The sequence below is a fragment of the Hydrogenophaga borbori genome (assembly GCF_003417535.1).
GTDB lineage: Bacteria > Pseudomonadota > Gammaproteobacteria > Burkholderiales > Burkholderiaceae_C > Hydrogenophaga > Hydrogenophaga borbori.
Genome location: NZ_QVLS01000008.1, coordinates 169,166 through 183,649, shown reverse-complemented (window position 1 = coordinate 183,649; position 14,484 = coordinate 169,166). Strand labels below are relative to the sequence as shown.

Genomic DNA, 14,484 nt, shown 5'->3' with positions numbered 1-14,484 from the left:
CGGCCGATCTGATGCGGCTGATCCGGTCGATTTGAACGCAATCTGAGCCTACCGCCGGCGCCGCGCCGGGCGCACAGTCGGGGCCGTGACCGCCGACAAGACCCTCCACGCGCCCCGGGGCCCGCGCACCCCTTTCTGGAAAGGCCTGCTGCTGGCCGCCACCCTGGCCCTGCCCGGGCTGAGCGCTCAGGCCGCCGAGCCCCTGCCCACCGACCCGATGGCGCGGCGCATGCTGGCCTGCGTGGCCTGCCATGGTCAGGACGGGCGCGCCACCAACCAGGGCTACTTCCCGCGCATCGCGGGCAAGCCCGCGGGCTACCTCTACAACCAGCTGCAGCATTTCCGCGCGGGCCGGCGCATCAACCCGACCATGACCTACCTGGTCGACCACATGTCCGACGCCTACCTGCGCGAGATCGCCGACTACTTCGCCGGCCTGGACCTGCCCTACCCCGCGCCGCAGACCACCGGCGCGCCGCCGCCCGTGCTGGCGCGCGGCGAGCAGCTGGTGCGCCTGGGCGACCCGGCCCTGGGCATCCCCGCCTGCGCGTCCTGCCACGGCGCCGCGATGACCGGCATCCAGCCCGCCATGCCCGGCCTGCTGGGCCTGCCGCGCGACTACCTGCTGGGCCAGTTCGGTGCCTGGCGCAATGGCCAGCGCCAGGCCAGCGCGCCCGATTGCATGGGCGAGATCGCGCGCCGCCTGAGCCCCGAGGACGTGAGCGCGATGGCGGTGTGGCTGTCCTCGCAGCCCGTCACGGGCGGGCCCGCGCCGGCCAGCGCCGCGCCCGACCCCTGGCCCATGCGCTGCGGCAGCGCGGAGGTGCTGAAATGAGCGCCCGCCGCTGGACCTTCGCCGCCGTGCTGCTGCTCGGCCTCGTGGGCGCGGGCGCGCTGTGGGTGCGCCAGGCCACCGCGCTGCTGCCCATCGAGCCCGGCGCGGCCGTGCCGGTCACCGCCGAACTCGTGGAACGCGGCGCCTATCTGGCCAGGGCCGGCAACTGCGCGGCCTGCCACACCGAGCGCGGCGGCGCGGCCTACGCGGGCGGCCTGGGCATCGCCACGCCCTTCGGCACGGTGTACGCCTCCAACCTCACGCCCGACGCCGACACCGGCATCGGCCGCTGGAGCGCCGACGACCTCTGGCGCGCCTTGCACCACGGCCAGTCGCGCAACGGCCGCCTGCTCTACCCCGCCTTCCCCTACCCCGACTACGCCCGCGTGACGCGCGAGGACAGCGATGCCCTGCACGCCTACCTGATGAGCCTGCCGCCGGTGCGCGCGCCCAACCGCGTGCACGACCTGCGCTTCCCCTACGGCACGCAGACCGCGCTGGTGGCCTGGCGCACGCTGTTCTTCTCGCCCGAGCCGTTCCGCCCGGACAACACGCGGTCGGCCGAGTGGAACCGCGGCGCCTACCTGACCCTGGGCCTGGGCCATTGCATGGCCTGCCACGCGCCGCGCAACGCGCTGGGCGCCACCGCGAGCGAGCCCGACTTCAGCGGCGGACAGATCCCCATGCAGGGCTGGTACGCGCCCTCGCTGGCCTCGCCCCGGGAAGCCGGCGTGCAGGACTGGCCGCTGGCCGAGGTGGTTCGCCTGCTGCGCGACGGCCACAGCGCGCGCGGTGCCACCCTGGGCCCCATGGCCGACGTGGTGGCCGGCAGCACCCGCCACCTGGACGAGGCGGACCTCAACGCCATGGCCACCTACCTGAAGTCGCTGCCCGTGGTGGCGCCGGCCGCGCCCGACACGGAGCGGGCCGAACCCCAGGTGCTGGTGCTCGGCCAGCGCCTGTACGAGGCCAAGTGCGCGCAATGCCACGGAGAGAACGGCACCAGCGCCGCGCCCGAGTTCCCCTCGCTGGCCGGGCACCGCACGGTGACCATGGCCTCCAGCGCGAACCTGGTGCGCGTGATCGTCAGCGGCGGCTTCCCGCCCAGCACGCCCGGCAATCCCCGGCCCTATGGCATGCCGCCCTTCGGGCAGGAGCTGTCGAACGCCGAGATCGCGGCGCTGGCCAGCTACGTGCGCGGCGCCTGGGGCAACACCGCCTCGCGCGTGCTGCCGCTGGACGTGCAGAAGGTCCGGTGAAGGAGCGCCCCGCCATGCGCATCACCCGCGAAATCAGGACCGTGCTGTGGGGCCTCATCGGCGTGGCGCGGCGCAGCCGGCTGGAGGCGCCGAGCGATCACCCGCTGGTGCTGATCGCCGTGGCCTTCGTGCTGGTGCTGGTCTTCCTCGGCACGCTGGCCTTCATCGCCCTGAAGGCGCCGGGCGCGCTCGGCTGAGGCGGCCCGCTTGGCGCCGGCCGGGCGCGCTCAGGCGCTCCCCACCCGTGCCGCCGCGCTCACGCCAGCACGGCCGGGCCGACCCAGCAACCGCTCAACAGCTCGGCCGGCCGCTCGGTGGCGATCACGCGCGCGCTGCCGGCCCAGTCCTCGCGCTGCACGCACAGGCCGGCGTACACGCCGTAGCCCGCGCCGGCCGCGATCTCGCCGTCGGCGCAGAGGCTTTCGCCGGCGCGGATCGCGCCGCGCGCGGTGATGGGTCCGCCGGCCTTGATGCCCCAGCCCGCGTCGAGGTGCGAGCCGCAATCGATCGCGCCATCGACCAGCACGCCATCGCCCGCGCGCACGCCGCCGCCCGTGCGCAGCGTGCCGCGCACGCGCAGGCTGCGGGCCACGCGCACCTCACCCTGCGCCACCAGCACGCCGCCCACGCTGGCCTGCGCGCCCACGTCGAGGTCGCGGCGGCACACCAGGTCGCGCGCGATCCTCAACTGGCCACCCACGCGCAGGGCACCTTCGACGACCGCGGCCCCGGCCAGCAGGTCTCCGCCGGCCTCCAGGGTGGTGGCCTCGACCACGCCGCCGGCCGCGATGGTTTCGCCCGCCACCAGCTCGCGCCCGACCTGGATGTCGCCGCCCGCGCGGATGCCCCGGCCGGCGCGCACACGCGCGCCGGCGTCGATGCCGCCGCGCACCTCGATGGCGCCCGCGAAGACGATGGACTCGCAGGACAGCTCGTCGAGCTGCAGCACCGCGCTGGTGGGGCCGAACTGCGCCAGCAGCCAGCAGGCGTCGTCGACTCGGCCGTCGGCCACCAGCGCGTCCAGCAGCGGCTGGTAGTCCTCGCCCTGCGGGCGGTGGCGCAGGAACCAGCGGAAGCCGTCGGCGCACGGGTTCTTGGCCTTCACGAAGGCTTTGGAGAGTTCCATGGCCATCACCCCCGCCAGCCGATCGCGCGCGCGATCCACGACCACCAGGCGCCACGCGGCAGCGGCACCACCAGGGCGTCGGCGCCCTGCTCTGCGATGCCCTGCACGCGCGAGCGCGCCGCGCCCACCGACCACGGCCGCCAGCGGTGGCCGATGAGCACCATCGCGGGCCTCGTGGCGCGCAGGTGCTGGCGCAGCTGCTGCTCGACATCGCCCGCGAGCACGGTGAAAGTGGTCTCGCAGCCGGCCTCGCGCAGCGGCCGCGACAAGGTGTCCAGCGCCTGGAAGGCCTGCAGGCGCAGCTGCCGGAAGACGTGGTCGAACACCGTCAGTTCGGCGGCGTCGCCCGAGTCGGGCGGTGACACCGCGGTCTGCAGCACGTGCACCAGCTGCACCGCGCGCCCTTGGGCGAACACGCGCGACCAGCGCATCAGATCGCGCTCGCGCGACAGCGGCGCCGTGCGCGCGAAGCAGCACAGCGGCGCCGCCGAGGCGGTGTCCGACGCGTTCACCACCCACAGCGGCCCCTGGCCCTCGCGCAGCAGCAGCGACAGCAGGTCGGGCCCGAGGCGCGAGCGCCGCGGCCGTTCGTTGGCGTCCAGCAGACAGGTCAGGCCGGCCGCGCGCGACAGCCGCAGCAGCTGGTAGCGGCTGCGCACCTCGTGGGCCACCACCTCGACGCCGATGCCGTGCTGGCGGCGCACGAAGCGCGCGCGCTGCGCCAGCCGCGCCAGGGGATCGACCAGACCGATGGGCTGCTCGCCCGCGTAGTACGCGAGCCGCAGCCCCACGCCCAGTTCCGCCGCCGCGCGCGCCACCTTCGCCAGGTGGTCGCCGGTGACCGCCGACAGGGTGGTCAGCACCAGCAGCCAGGGCGGCGCGACCGTGTCGTTCGCGCGCGCGCCCCGTTGCGCGCGGTCGTCCGTCGCGCCGGCGCTGGCGGGCAGCGACTCGCGCAGGGCCGCGTCGTCCCAGGCAATGAGGGAAGAGAATTTCATGGCAGGTAACTCCCAGGCAGGGCCCAACCCGGTGGACATGCCACCGTCGGCCAACAAGGGGGAAGGCGCGGCGGGCGCGCCTAGGTGCTGTAGTCGCCGCTGGCTTCGGGCTGGAACAGGATGGCCTCGAGGGTCATCTCACGCTCCAGCCCGGCGGGCAGCGCGCTGCGCACGCGCTCGCCCACGCGCCGCCCGATGAGCGCGGCGCCCATGGGAGACAGCACGGAGATAAAGCCCGCGTCGGGCTCGGCGTCGCTCGGGTAGCACAGCGTCAGCTTGCGCACCTCGCCCGACGCGTGGTCGCGCACGAGCACCTGCGAATACATGGTGACCACGTCGGCGGGCACGCGCTGCGAGGGCACGAGGTCGGCCTCGGCCAGGAGATCGGCCAGGGCACCGCCACGCGCGGCGTCCTGCAGCTTGCTCAGGCGCGCGTGGTCCAGCTCGGTGAGAACACACTCACTGCGGACGATGGAAGACATGAACGGCTCCTTCGGGTCGCCGACGCCAGAAAAAGGGAACAGGCGCGCGGCAGGGATCGCACTGGCTGCTGGGCCCGGCGATGGAAGGTGTGCGTTCGAGGGGGAAGGGTTATCGCCGGGCGGAGGAATGTGCGGCCAGCAGTCGGTGGCCGCGCAGAGCCGCGGAAGGGCCCTGGACGTGACGCGCGCACGGCAGCGCACGCGCGGTGGCGCGATGCGAATGGGCGTGGATCCGGCGAGAAGGCATGCGGCGAGTCTAGGCAAGGGGCGGCGGGGCGTCAAACGGGCCGCGCAATGTCGCACGTGAGTGCGGGGTTGAACTGCGGTAGGCTCCGCAGTCTTCGCATGCCTTCGTGTCCACGCATGCCCGCCACCGACGACAGCCTCTCCCCTATCGCCCCCCTGCGCCTGCCCGTGTTCCGCCTGCTGTGGAGCACCTGGCTCGTGGCCAACCTGTGCATGTGGATGAACGACGTGGCGGCGGCGTGGATGATGACCTCGCTGACCACCACCCCCATCTGGGTGGCGCTGGTGCAGACGGCCTCGACCCTGCCGGTGTTCCTGCTCGGCCTGCCCAGCGGGGCGCTGGCCGACAACCTGGACCGCAAACGCTACTACCTGGTCACGCAGCTCTGGGTGGCGGTGGTGGCCATGGTGCTCAGCGGCTTCGTCTTCTTCGGGGTGATGTCACCGCTGCTGCTGCTGGCGCTGACCTTCGCCAACGGCATCGGCTTCGCGATGCGCTGGCCGGTGTTCTCGGCCATCGTGCCGGAGTTGGTGCCGCGCCCGCAGCTGCCGGCGGCGCTGGCCCTCAATGGCGTGGCCATGAACGCCTCGCGCATCATCGGCCCGCTGGTGGCCGGCGCGCTGATCGCGGGCGCGGGCAGCGCCTGGGTCTTTCTGCTCAACGCGGTGCTCTCGCTGGTGGCGGCGGCCGGCATCGCGCGCTGGCACCGCGAGCACAAGCCCCACCCGCTCGGGCGCGAGCGGCTGGGCACGGCCATGCGCGTGGGCTGGCAGTACGTCTCGCAGTCCTACCTTCTCAAGGGCGTGCTGCTGCGCATCTGCATCTTCTTCTTCCACTCCACGGCGCTGCTGGCCCTGCTGGCGCTGCTGGCGCGCGGCATGCAGGGCGGCGGCGCGGGCACCTTCACGCTGCTGCTGGCTTCCATGGGCGCAGGGGCCATCGTGTCGACCTTCTTCCTGCCGCGCCTGCGCCGCCGCTACCCGCGCGATGCGCTGGTGCTGCGCGGCGCGCTGCTGCAGGCCGCGGCCATGGCGGTGATGGCCCTGACCGACCGCGTCTGGGTGGCCGTGCCCGCCATGTTCTTCGGCGGCGCGGCCTGGATCACCACCGCCAACACCCTGAGCGTGTCCATCCAGATGGGTCTGCCCGACTGGGTGCGCGCGCGTGGCATGTCGATCTACCAGATGTCCATCATGGGCGCGAGCGCCAGCGGCGCCGCCCTGTGGGGCCAGATCGCCACCTGGACCAGCCTGTCGGTGGCCCTGGGCATCGCGGCCGCGAGCGGCTGGGTGGCCATGGCCCTGGCCAACCGCTGGATGCCCGACCGCGGCCCGGAGGGCGACCTCACGCCCCAGCGCGTGCTCACCACGGCAACCAGCGTCGAGTCGCCGCCCCAGCGCGGTCACATCATGCTGACCATCGAGTACCTGATCGACCCGGCGCGCGCCAAGGAATTCCGCGACCTGATGTTCAACGAAAGCCGGCGCAGCCGCCTGCGCCAGGGCGCGCTGTCCTGGGAGCTGCTGCACGACATCAACAAGCCCGGGCGTTTCGTCGAGGTCATCGTGGACGAGTCGTGGACGGACCACCTGCGCCGCTTCGACCGCTCCACCGCCGCCGACGTCGACCTGCGCGACCGCCGGCTGGCCTTCCACATCGGCCTGGAGCCGCCGCGCGTCACGCGCCATCTGATGGAGACCACGGTCCGGGGCGGCTGAGGCCGCCGAGGCCGCAGAGGCCGAAGGCGCTGGCCCGGGGGCGAGGCCAGCGCCACCCCACCGCGCGCGACCGGGCGCGGGTGCACCGCGAAGCGTGGCCATTGTCCAAGTGGGTGGACAGTTTGTCCACGTCCGCCCCCCTTATCGCGGCCGGCCCCCTCCATAAAACTGCGCCCGCAGCCGACGCCACCACCCCATGAACGCCCCACCCTTTCCCCCCGAGCTCATCCTCTACTACAGCCCCAAGGCCTGTTCCCTGGCGCCCCACATCGTGCTGGAGGAGTCCGGGCTCCCCTACGCCGCCCGCGCCGTCAACATCCGCGCTGGCGAACACCTCCGCCCCGAGTACCTGCAGCTCAACCCCAGCGGCACGGTGCCCGCCCTGGCCATCGACGGGCAGATCCTGACCGAGTCGCAGGCCCTGCTGAGCTACCTCGCCGACCTGGTCCCCGAGCGCGGATTGCTGCCGCGGCCCGGCACGCTGGCGCGGGCGCGGGCCCACGAGTGGATGAACTTCATCTCCAGCAGTCTGCACGCCGCTTACCGCTCGGTCTTCCGTCCGCAAAGCTACGGCGGCGACCGCCCCGAGGTGGTCGAGGCCGTGCGCGCCCAGGGCCACGAGCGCCTGGCGCGCGCGCTGCAGACCGTGGAGCGGCGCCTGGGCGACACGCCCTATGCGCTGGGCGAGGCCTTCAGCGCGGTCGACGCCTACCTCTTCGTGTTCTACCTCTGGAGCTTCGACGAGCGGCTGAGCGGCGAGATGCCGCCCCGGCCCCGCTACCGCGCCCTGGCACAGCGGGTCTGGCAACGCGGTGCCGTGCGTCGCGTGGTGGCCCGCGAACGCGGCGTGCGCGCCTACGAGCTGCCGGCCGAGATGGCGGGCGCCGATGCGCCCCTGGCGGACCTGGCATGAGCCTCGTCTTCGCGGGCGTTTGCAGCCATGGCCCCGGCATCACCGCGCGGCGCGATCGCGCCGACCCCCGGCAACTCGCGCGGCTGGAAGCGGCCTATCAGGCCCAGCGCGAGGCGCTGCGCGCGAGCCGGCCCGATGTGCTGGTGGTGATCGCCGCCGAGCACTTCGCCAACTTCTTCATAAACAACATGCCGGCGTTCGCGGTCGGCATGGCCGACCACTACGAAGGCCCCATCGAGGACCCCGAGTGGCTGGGCATTGCACGCCGCCGCGTGCCCGGCAACAGCGCGCTCTCGCTGCAGCTGATCGAAGGCATGTCGGCCACGGTGGACCTGAGCTTCTGCGAGGAGTGGAAGCTGGACCACGGGATCATGGTGCCGCTGCACCACCTGGTGCCGCAGAACGACCTGCCCATCATTCCGGTCAACATCAACTGCCAGGGCCCTCCGCTGGCGCCGCTGCAGCGCGCCTACGCGCTCGGCGAGGCCATCCGGCGCGCCGCCGACGCCATGCCGGCGCGCGTCGCCCTGATCGGCACCGGCGGCATCTCGCACTGGCCTTGCACGCCGGACTCCGGGCGCATCAACGAGGCCTGGGACCGCGAGTTCCTGGCGCGCTGGACGCGCAACGACCGCGAGGCCCTGTGCGCCTACACCGACGAAGAGACCCAGCGCGACGGCGGCCAGGGCGGCTACGAAATTCGCACCTTCATCGCGGTGGCCGGCGCCTGCGCGGGCCACACCGGCGAGGTCTGGTGCTACGAGCCCATCCCCATCTTCGCCTGCGGCTGCTCCATCGGCGTGATGGCCACGGGAGCAGAGGCCACGACCGCGCGCGCGAGCGCCGCGCTGGCCTGACAACCCTTTCCCCACGAGGCACAGCCGTGCCGCATTCTCCAGGAGACAACACCATGAAATTGGCGACCCCTCGCACGCTGCTGCTCGCACTGGCCCTGGCGCCCTTGCTCTCATCGGCGCAGACGGTGCTCACGACCTCGATGTTCGTGCCGCAGACCCATCCCGTGATGAAGGCCGTCAGCCAGTGGTGCGACGACGTGGCCCAGGCCACGGACAAGCGCGTGAGCTGCAACATCCTGCCCAAGCCGGTGGCGGGCCCGGCCGCCACCTTCGACGCCGTGCGCGACGGGCTCGCCGACCTGTCCTTCGGCATCCACGGCTACACGCCGGGCCGCTTCGTGCTGACCTCGGTGGCCGAACTGCCCTTCCTGGGCCACTCGGCCGAGATCAACTCCGTCGCCTACCAGCGCATCTTCGAGCGCCACGACGCCTTCGCGAAGGAGCACAAGGGCCTGAAGGTGCTCTCGGTCTTCACGCACGGGCCGGCCGACATCTACCTGTCGAAGCGCCCGATCAAGACCCTCGCGGACCTCGGCGGCCTGAAGTTCCGTGTGGGTGGGGGCATGGTCAAGGACGTGGCCCAGGCCCTGGGTGCCAGCGCCATCCTCAAGCCTTCGGTGGAGTCCTACGAGCTGATGTCGGCCGGCGTGGTCGACGGCGTCTTCTTCCCGGCCGAATCCGTGCCCGTGTACCGCCTGGAGAAGTTCATCAAGTACCGCACGAACATCCCGGGCGGCCTCTACAACACCAGCTTCGCGATGTTCATGAACGAAGGCACCTGGGGGCGGCTCTCCGCCGCCGACCGCGCGGCCATCGAGAAGCTGTCGGGCGAACCGCTGGCCCGTCGCATCGGCCGCGAATGGGACGCCGCCGACCAGCGTGGCCGCGCCGCGCTGGACGCCATCGGCGTGGACTCCTCGCCCTCCTCGCCGGCGCTGATCGAGGCGATCCGCCAGAAGACCGCGCCGCTGGAGCAGCAATGGGTGGACGCGGCGAAACAGAAGGGCCTGCCGAACGCGGCCCAGGTCCTGCAGGAGCTTCGCGCCGAAATCGCGAAGCAGCAGCGCTGATGCTCGCGAGCCCCGCCACGCCGGCGGCCGCGCCCACGCCACGGATCGCGGTCACGGCGCGGATCCAGAAGCTGCTGACCTGGGCGGTGGCCGCCGCGATCTTCGCCATGATGCTGCTGCAATGCGCCGACGTGGTCGCGCGCAAGCTGCTCGGCATCGGCCTGCCCGGTGTGGTGGAACTGGTCGAACTGCTGATGCTCGTGACGGTGTTCGCCGGGCTGCCGCTGGCCTCCCTCCAAGGCGAGCACGTGCTGTTCGACCTGTTCGACCCCTGGCTGCCCGCCCGCCTGAAGCACCTGCAGTCACGGCTCGCCGACCTGTGCTGCGCGGCGATCCTCGCCGGCATCGGCGTGCTGCTGTTCGCGCGGGCGGCCCGCACCGCCTCGTACGGCGACACCACGCCCATCCTGTCCATCGGGCTGGCGAACTTCCACTATGCGATCGCGGCGCTGCTGCTGCTGACGGCCGCGATGCACCTGGGCCTGGCGTTCGCCCCCGCCCCTTCCATCGACGACACCCCACCGGAGACCACCCCATGAACGAAGCCATGCTCGGGTTCGGAGGCCTCTTCCTGCTGATGTTCCTGCGCGTGCCACTGGCCTTCGCCATGGGCATCGTGGGCGTGGCGGGCATGGGCTTCATGCGCGGCTGGCCGGCGGCCGGTGCCTCGGCCACCACGGAGGTGCTGGACGTCGCCAAGTACACCCTGTCGGTGGTGCCGCTGTTCATCCTCATGGGCCAGCTCGTGACGCAGGCCGGGATGTCGCGCGAGCTCTTTCGCGCCTCGTTCGCCTTCTTCGGACACCGCCGCGGCGGGCTGTCGCTGTCGACACTGGTGTCCTGCGCGGGCTTCGGCGCGATCTGCGGCTCCTCGCTCGCCACCGTGGCCACCATGGCCCGGGTGGCCATGCCCGAGATGCGGCGCTACCGCTACGCCGACTCCTTCGCGGCCGGCACCATCGCCGCCGGCGGCACGCTGGGCATCCTGATCCCGCCGTCCGTGATCCTGGTCATCTACGGCATCATGACCGAGCAGAGCATCGGCGCCCTGTTCGCCGCCGGCCTGCTGCCGGGCCTGCTGGCGATGGCGCTGTACATGGTGGCCGCGGCGGTGGTCACGGCCCGTTCGCCCGAACTGGGCCCGCCGGGCGAGCACACGCCCTGGCGCGAGCGCTGGCAGGCGCTGCGCAAGGTGTGGGCGGTGCTGCTGCTGTTCGGCGTCGTCATGGGGGGCCTGTACGGCGGGCTGTTCACCGCCACCGAGGCCGCCGGCGTGGGCGCCATGGGCGGCCTGCTGTTCGCCGCGCTGCGGCGCACCCTGTCCTGGGGCCGGCTCATCGAGATCCTGGGCGAATCGGGCCGCACCTCGGCCATGCTCTTCACCATCCTGATCGGCGCCTCGCTGTTCGCCAACTTCATCAACTACACCACCATGCCCACCGACCTGCGCGACGCGGTCGTCGGCCTGGGGCTGTCGCCTCTCATGGTGGTGGTGGGCATCTGCCTGATCTACGTGGTGCTCGGCGCGGCGATGGAAACCCTGTCGATGATCCTGCTCACGGTGCCGATCTTCTTTCCGCTGATCACGCACATGGGCCTGGACCCGGTCTGGTTCGGCGTGCTGATCGTCTGCGTCGCCGAAATCTCCCTGATCACGCCACCCGTGGGCATGAACGTCTTCGTGCTGCGCAGCATGCTGCCGGAAGTGCCCACGGGCGCCATCTGGCGCGGCGTCACGCCTTTCGTGCTGGTGGACCTGGTGCGGCTGGGCCTGTTGATCGCCGTGCCCGCCATCACCTTGTGGCTGCCTCAGGCGCTGCGCCTATGAGCCGCCGGCTGGTCCAGCCCATGAGGCTGCCCCGACCAGTCACGTCCTGCCGCACCTGCTGCTCCAGCGTCTCGAGGAACAGCCGCACCTTCTCCGGCATCAGGCGCTTGGCCGGCAACAAGGCGTACACGCGCAGCGGGTCGCAGCTGTAGTCCGGCAGCAGGCGCTGCAGCAGGCCCGCGCCGATGGCGGGCGTGGCGAAGGGCTCGGCCACCCGCAGCACGCCGTGGCCGGCGATGGCCGCCTGCAGCCGCACGTCGGCGTTCCCGCTGACCAGTCGAGGCGACTGCAGGGTGATGCTCTCGGTGCCGCCATCGGGCCCCCGGAAGCGCCACTCGGTGTCGCTCAGCCCCGCCAGCATGGGCATCTTGGCCAGCTGCCGCGGCGTGGCGGGCGAGCGGTGGGCCTTGATGAGCGCGGGCGCGGCGTAGAGCTTGCGCTCCAGCGACATCACCCGGCGCACCACGATGGTCGAGGCCGGCAGGGCCGACTCCAGCATCGCGAACGCCAGGTCATGGCCTTGCTCCAGCGGGTTGAGCGAGGCGTGGTGCACGTCGAGTTCGATGCGCAACTGCCGGTAGCGCTCCATCATCGCGCACACCACCGGCGCCAGGTGCTCGGCGCCGAACTCGTAGGGCGCGGCGATGCGCAGCGTGCCACTCACGCCCTGCCGTTGCTCGAGAACCGCGAGGTGGGCCTCGCGCAGCGCGGCGAACAGGGGTCCCATGCCATGGAAGAGCGCCTCGCCGGCTTCCGTCATGCGCAGCCGGCGCGTGGTGCGCTCCAGCAGGCGCGCCTGCAGCGAGGTTTCGAGGCGGATCACCGCCGCGCTCAGGCTCGACTTGGGACGGTCCAGCGCGCGCGCCGCGGCGGAGAAGTTGCCGTGCTCGACCACGTGGCAGAAGAGGTCGTAGTCGTCCCAGTTGCTGGTCATGCATCGATTGTCCAGCGCAGGGGACAGTGTGTCCACCGAGACCCCGTAGATGCCAGGGCTGGCGAACCCTAATCTCGGCGCCATCCAAACGCTTGGATCAACCCCACATCAGGAGAAGCAATGGCACACAAGGACGGGATCTTTCTCATGAACTGCTGGTACGTCGCGGCGTGGTCGCACGACCTCATCGACGGCAGGAAGCTGGCGCGAACGCTGCTGGAGGTGCCGGTCGTGCTGTACCGCGGCGACAGCGGTCGTGTCGTGGCGCTGGACAATCGCTGCTGCCACCGGGCCGCGCCGCTGGACCTGGGGCGCATCGAGGGCGACTGCCTGCGCTGCATGTACCACGGCATGAAGTTCGACCCGTCCGGCAAGTGCATCGAGATCCCGGGCCAGGAACGGGTGCCGCCCAAGCTCGGCGTGCGCAGCTACCCGGTGGTCGAGCGCGACGGCATCGTGTGGATCTGGATGGGCGACGAGGACCAGGCCGATCCGGCCAAGATCGTGGACTTCCCGGCCATGCGCGACCCGGCCTGGCGCGGCATCCCCGACTACATGCACTACGACGCCAACTGGATGCTGATCGTCGACAACCTCAGCGACTTCGCGCACCTGGCCTTCGTGCACACCAATACGCTGGGCGGCTCGGAAGAGTACGCCTACAAGACCAAGCCGGTGGCCATCGAGCGGCTGGAGGACGGCTTTCGCGTGGAGCGCTGGCACCTGGATTCGGACCCGCCGCCCTACCACCGCAAGGTCATCCCGAACAAGACGGACAAGGTGGACCGCAAGAACATCGGCCACATGCAGATCCCCGGCATGTTCTTCCTCTACACCACCTTCGCCCCGGCCGGCAGCGGCCTCAAGGACGGCAACAAGGAAGGCGCGCGCAGCTACTGCAACTGCCAGTTCATGACCCCGGAGACGCGCCGCAGCACCCACTTCTTCTGGAACTACCTGCACGACTTCGACCTCGACGACCCCAACATCGCACGCTCGCTTCGCAACAGCATCGAGGAAGGCTTCATGGAGGACAAGGCCTTCATCGAAGGGCAGCAGAAGCTGCTCGACGCCGACCCCGAATTCAAGATGCTGGCGATCGGCGCCGACGCGGCGCTGTCGCACTTTCGCTGGGTATTCGATGAGCGCGTGAAGGCCGAGCAGCAGGCGGCGAAGTCCGCGGCCCAGCCGATGGCCATGCCGATGTCCCAGCGGGCCACGGCCTGAGGCGCGCGATGTCGAATCAGAAGGACGGCCTGGTGCTCCAGGTCAGCGACGTGCGGGCCGAGGCCGGGGGCGTGCTGCTGCTGGAGCTGCGGGACCCGCAGGGCGCCCCGCTGCCCGCCTTCGAGCCCGGGGCGCACCTGGAGATCCGGCTGCCCGGCGGGCTGGTGCGCCACTACTCGATCAGCAACGACTGCCGCGAGCGCGATCGCTACGTCATCGGCGTGGGCCTGTCGCCGGCCAGCCGGGGCGGCTCGGCGTTCGTGCACCGCAGCCTGCGCTGCGGCGATCGCCTGGAGACCAGCGCGCCGCGCAACCACTTCCGGCTGGACCCGGGCCTGGACAGCTACCTGTTCGTGGCGGGGGGCATCGGCATCACGCCCATCATGTCCATGGTGCAGTGGTGCGTCGCGCACCAGCGCCCCTGGCGCCTGGTGTACGCCGCCCGCAGTCCGCAGCGCGCGGCCTTCTATGACACCCTGGGCCCGCACGGCGCCGCGGTGCGCTTCCACTTCGACGCCCTGTGCGGCGGGGCGGCGCTGGACGTGCGCGAGGCCCTGGCCGACGTGCGCGAGGGCGAGCACGTCTACTGCTGCGGTCCGAGCGCGCTGATGGACGCCGTGCGGACCCAGGGCGCGCACCTGCCGCCCGAGCGCCTGCACTTCGAGTACTTCTCGGCGCCCGCGCCCAGCGTCGAAGCGGCCGGTCCCGCCGGCGCCTTCGAGGTCGAACTGCGCCGGCGCGGCCTGCGCCTGCAGGTGCCGCCGGACAAAAGCATCCTGGACGTGCTGGAAGCCCATGGCATCGGCGTTCCGTGCTCGTGCCGGGAGGGCCTGTGCCGCACCTGCGAGACCACGGTTCTCGAGGGCGAGGTCGACCACCACGACTACGTGCTGTCGCAGGAGGAGCGCGACGCGGGCCGCTCGATGGTCATCTGCGTGTCGCGGGCCCGCTCGCCGCGGCTCGTGCTGGACCTGTGAGGCCACGGCGGCG

General features: G+C 71.9%; 15 protein-coding genes. 11 read left to right on the top strand and 4 right to left on the bottom strand.

The window, feature by feature from the left end:
- Nucleotides 1-85 precede the first annotated feature (85 nt).
- From DY262_RS14615 to DY262_RS14605, 3 genes are read left to right on the top strand one after another with little or no spacing between them, the layout of a single operon-like run.
- The gene (locus DY262_RS14615) at nucleotides 86-835 is read left to right on the top strand and encodes a c-type cytochrome (RefSeq protein ID WP_425459296.1); all 750 of its coding nucleotides are present in this window, start codon (nucleotides 86-88) and stop codon (nucleotides 833-835) included.
- Nucleotides 832-2,094 carry a c-type cytochrome gene (locus DY262_RS14610; protein ID WP_116959845.1) on the top strand — a complete coding sequence of 421 codons (1,263 nt, stop codon included), beginning with the start codon at nucleotides 832-834 and terminating at the stop codon, nucleotides 2,092-2,094. Before DY262_RS14615 ends, DY262_RS14610 begins: the two co-directional genes overlap by 4 nt.
- A 14-nt stretch (nucleotides 2,095-2,108) precedes the next feature.
- Nucleotides 2,109-2,291 carry a DUF2970 domain-containing protein gene (locus DY262_RS14605; protein WP_116959842.1) on the top strand — a complete coding sequence of 61 codons (183 nt, stop codon included), beginning with the start codon at nucleotides 2,109-2,111 and terminating at the stop codon, nucleotides 2,289-2,291.
- A 59-nt stretch (nucleotides 2,292-2,350) separates the two neighbouring features.
- On the opposite strand, the gene DY262_RS14600 is transcribed toward DY262_RS14605, so the two are convergent.
- The 3 genes from DY262_RS14600 to DY262_RS14590 all read right to left on the bottom strand — a co-directional run bounded on the left by DY262_RS14600 (nucleotide 2,351) and on the right by DY262_RS14590 (nucleotide 4,700).
- Complete coding sequence (locus tag DY262_RS14600) at nucleotides 2,351-3,220, bottom strand: hypothetical protein (RefSeq protein ID WP_116959917.1); 870 nt, start codon at nucleotides 3,218-3,220, stop codon at nucleotides 2,351-2,353.
- A 5-nt stretch (nucleotides 3,221-3,225) separates the two neighbouring features.
- Nucleotides 3,226-4,218 (bottom strand): hypothetical protein, encoded by a 993-nt coding sequence (locus DY262_RS14595; RefSeq protein WP_116959840.1) that lies wholly within the window; start codon nucleotides 4,216-4,218, stop codon nucleotides 3,226-3,228.
- An 80-nt stretch (nucleotides 4,219-4,298) separates the two neighbouring features.
- Nucleotides 4,299-4,700: a GreA/GreB family elongation factor gene (locus tag DY262_RS14590; protein ID WP_116959838.1), complete on the bottom strand. Its 402-nt coding sequence runs from the start codon at nucleotides 4,698-4,700 to the stop codon at nucleotides 4,299-4,301.
- 363 nt (nucleotides 4,701-5,063) lie between these two features.
- On the opposite strand from DY262_RS14590, the gene DY262_RS14585 reads away from it, so the two are divergent.
- The 6 genes from DY262_RS14585 (at nucleotide 5,064) to DY262_RS14560 (ending at nucleotide 11,333) form a co-directional block, all read left to right on the top strand.
- Nucleotides 5,064-6,665, top strand: coding sequence for an MFS transporter (locus tag DY262_RS14585; RefSeq protein WP_116959836.1), 1,602 nt, complete (start codon nucleotides 5,064-5,066; stop codon nucleotides 6,663-6,665).
- 196 nt (nucleotides 6,666-6,861) lie between these two features.
- Nucleotides 6,862-7,578: a glutathione S-transferase family protein gene (locus DY262_RS14580; RefSeq protein ID WP_116959834.1), complete on the top strand. Its 717-nt coding sequence runs from the start codon at nucleotides 6,862-6,864 to the stop codon at nucleotides 7,576-7,578.
- The gene (locus DY262_RS14575; RefSeq protein ID WP_116959832.1) at nucleotides 7,575-8,435 is read left to right on the top strand and encodes a DODA-type extradiol aromatic ring-opening family dioxygenase; all 861 of its coding nucleotides are present in this window, start codon (nucleotides 7,575-7,577) and stop codon (nucleotides 8,433-8,435) included. The genes DY262_RS14580 and DY262_RS14575 overlap by 4 nt, the downstream gene beginning before the upstream one ends.
- Before the next feature lie 53 nt (nucleotides 8,436-8,488).
- Nucleotides 8,489-9,505 (top strand): TRAP transporter substrate-binding protein, encoded by a 1,017-nt coding sequence (locus DY262_RS14570; RefSeq protein ID WP_116959830.1) that lies wholly within the window; start codon nucleotides 8,489-8,491, stop codon nucleotides 9,503-9,505.
- Nucleotides 9,505-10,044: a TRAP transporter small permease gene (locus DY262_RS14565; RefSeq protein WP_181936511.1), complete on the top strand. Its 540-nt coding sequence runs from the start codon at nucleotides 9,505-9,507 to the stop codon at nucleotides 10,042-10,044. The genes DY262_RS14570 and DY262_RS14565 overlap by 1 nt, the downstream gene beginning before the upstream one ends.
- Complete coding sequence (locus tag DY262_RS14560; RefSeq protein ID WP_116959825.1) at nucleotides 10,041-11,333, top strand: TRAP transporter large permease; 1,293 nt, start codon at nucleotides 10,041-10,043, stop codon at nucleotides 11,331-11,333. Before DY262_RS14565 ends, DY262_RS14560 begins: the two co-directional genes overlap by 4 nt.
- Here DY262_RS14560 and DY262_RS14555 read toward each other — a convergent pair.
- Entirely contained in the window at nucleotides 11,299-12,267 is a 969-nt protein-coding gene (locus tag DY262_RS14555) for a LysR family transcriptional regulator (protein ID WP_116959823.1), read from the bottom strand. The two genes, DY262_RS14560 and DY262_RS14555, sit on opposite strands and share 35 nt — an antisense overlap.
- Nucleotides 12,268-12,387: 120 nt before the next feature.
- On the opposite strand from DY262_RS14555, the gene DY262_RS14550 reads away from it, so the two are divergent.
- Nucleotides 12,388-13,494 carry an aromatic ring-hydroxylating dioxygenase subunit alpha gene (locus DY262_RS14550; RefSeq protein ID WP_116959821.1) on the top strand — a complete coding sequence of 369 codons (1,107 nt, stop codon included), beginning with the start codon at nucleotides 12,388-12,390 and terminating at the stop codon, nucleotides 13,492-13,494.
- 8 nt (nucleotides 13,495-13,502) lie between these two features.
- Nucleotides 13,503-14,471, top strand: coding sequence for a PDR/VanB family oxidoreductase (locus DY262_RS14545; protein ID WP_116959819.1), 969 nt, complete (start codon nucleotides 13,503-13,505; stop codon nucleotides 14,469-14,471).
- The last annotated feature ends 13 nt before the right edge of the window (nucleotides 14,472-14,484 follow it).

Excerpts from the sequence above, each read along its gene's own strand:
- DY262_RS14610 (WP_116959845.1), top strand. The coding sequence starts at position 832 with ATGAGCGCCCGCCGCTGGACCTTCGCCGCCGTGCTGCTGCTCGGCCTC.
- DY262_RS14605 (WP_116959842.1), top strand. The coding sequence starts at position 2,109 with ATGCGCATCACCCGCGAAATCAGGACCGTGCTGTGGGGCCTCATCGGC.
- DY262_RS14600 (WP_116959917.1), bottom strand. The coding sequence starts at position 3,220 with ATGGAACTCTCCAAAGCCTTCGTGAAGGCCAAGAACCCGTGCGCCGAC.
- DY262_RS14595 (WP_116959840.1), bottom strand. The coding sequence starts at position 4,218 with ATGAAATTCTCTTCCCTCATTGCCTGGGACGACGCGGCCCTGCGCGAG.
- DY262_RS14590 (WP_116959838.1), bottom strand. The coding sequence starts at position 4,700 with ATGTCTTCCATCGTCCGCAGTGAGTGTGTTCTCACCGAGCTGGACCAC.
- DY262_RS14585 (WP_116959836.1), top strand. The coding sequence starts at position 5,064 with ATGCCCGCCACCGACGACAGCCTCTCCCCTATCGCCCCCCTGCGCCTG.
- DY262_RS14580 (WP_116959834.1), top strand. The coding sequence starts at position 6,862 with ATGAACGCCCCACCCTTTCCCCCCGAGCTCATCCTCTACTACAGCCCC.
- DY262_RS14575 (WP_116959832.1), top strand. The coding sequence starts at position 7,575 with ATGAGCCTCGTCTTCGCGGGCGTTTGCAGCCATGGCCCCGGCATCACC.
- DY262_RS14570 (WP_116959830.1), top strand. The coding sequence starts at position 8,489 with ATGAAATTGGCGACCCCTCGCACGCTGCTGCTCGCACTGGCCCTGGCG.
- DY262_RS14565 (WP_181936511.1), top strand. The coding sequence starts at position 9,505 with ATGCTCGCGAGCCCCGCCACGCCGGCGGCCGCGCCCACGCCACGGATC.
- DY262_RS14560 (WP_116959825.1), top strand. The coding sequence starts at position 10,041 with ATGAACGAAGCCATGCTCGGGTTCGGAGGCCTCTTCCTGCTGATGTTC.
- DY262_RS14555 (WP_116959823.1), bottom strand. The coding sequence starts at position 12,267 with ATGACCAGCAACTGGGACGACTACGACCTCTTCTGCCACGTGGTCGAG.
- DY262_RS14550 (WP_116959821.1), top strand. The coding sequence starts at position 12,388 with ATGGCACACAAGGACGGGATCTTTCTCATGAACTGCTGGTACGTCGCG.
- DY262_RS14545 (WP_116959819.1), top strand. The coding sequence starts at position 13,503 with ATGTCGAATCAGAAGGACGGCCTGGTGCTCCAGGTCAGCGACGTGCGG.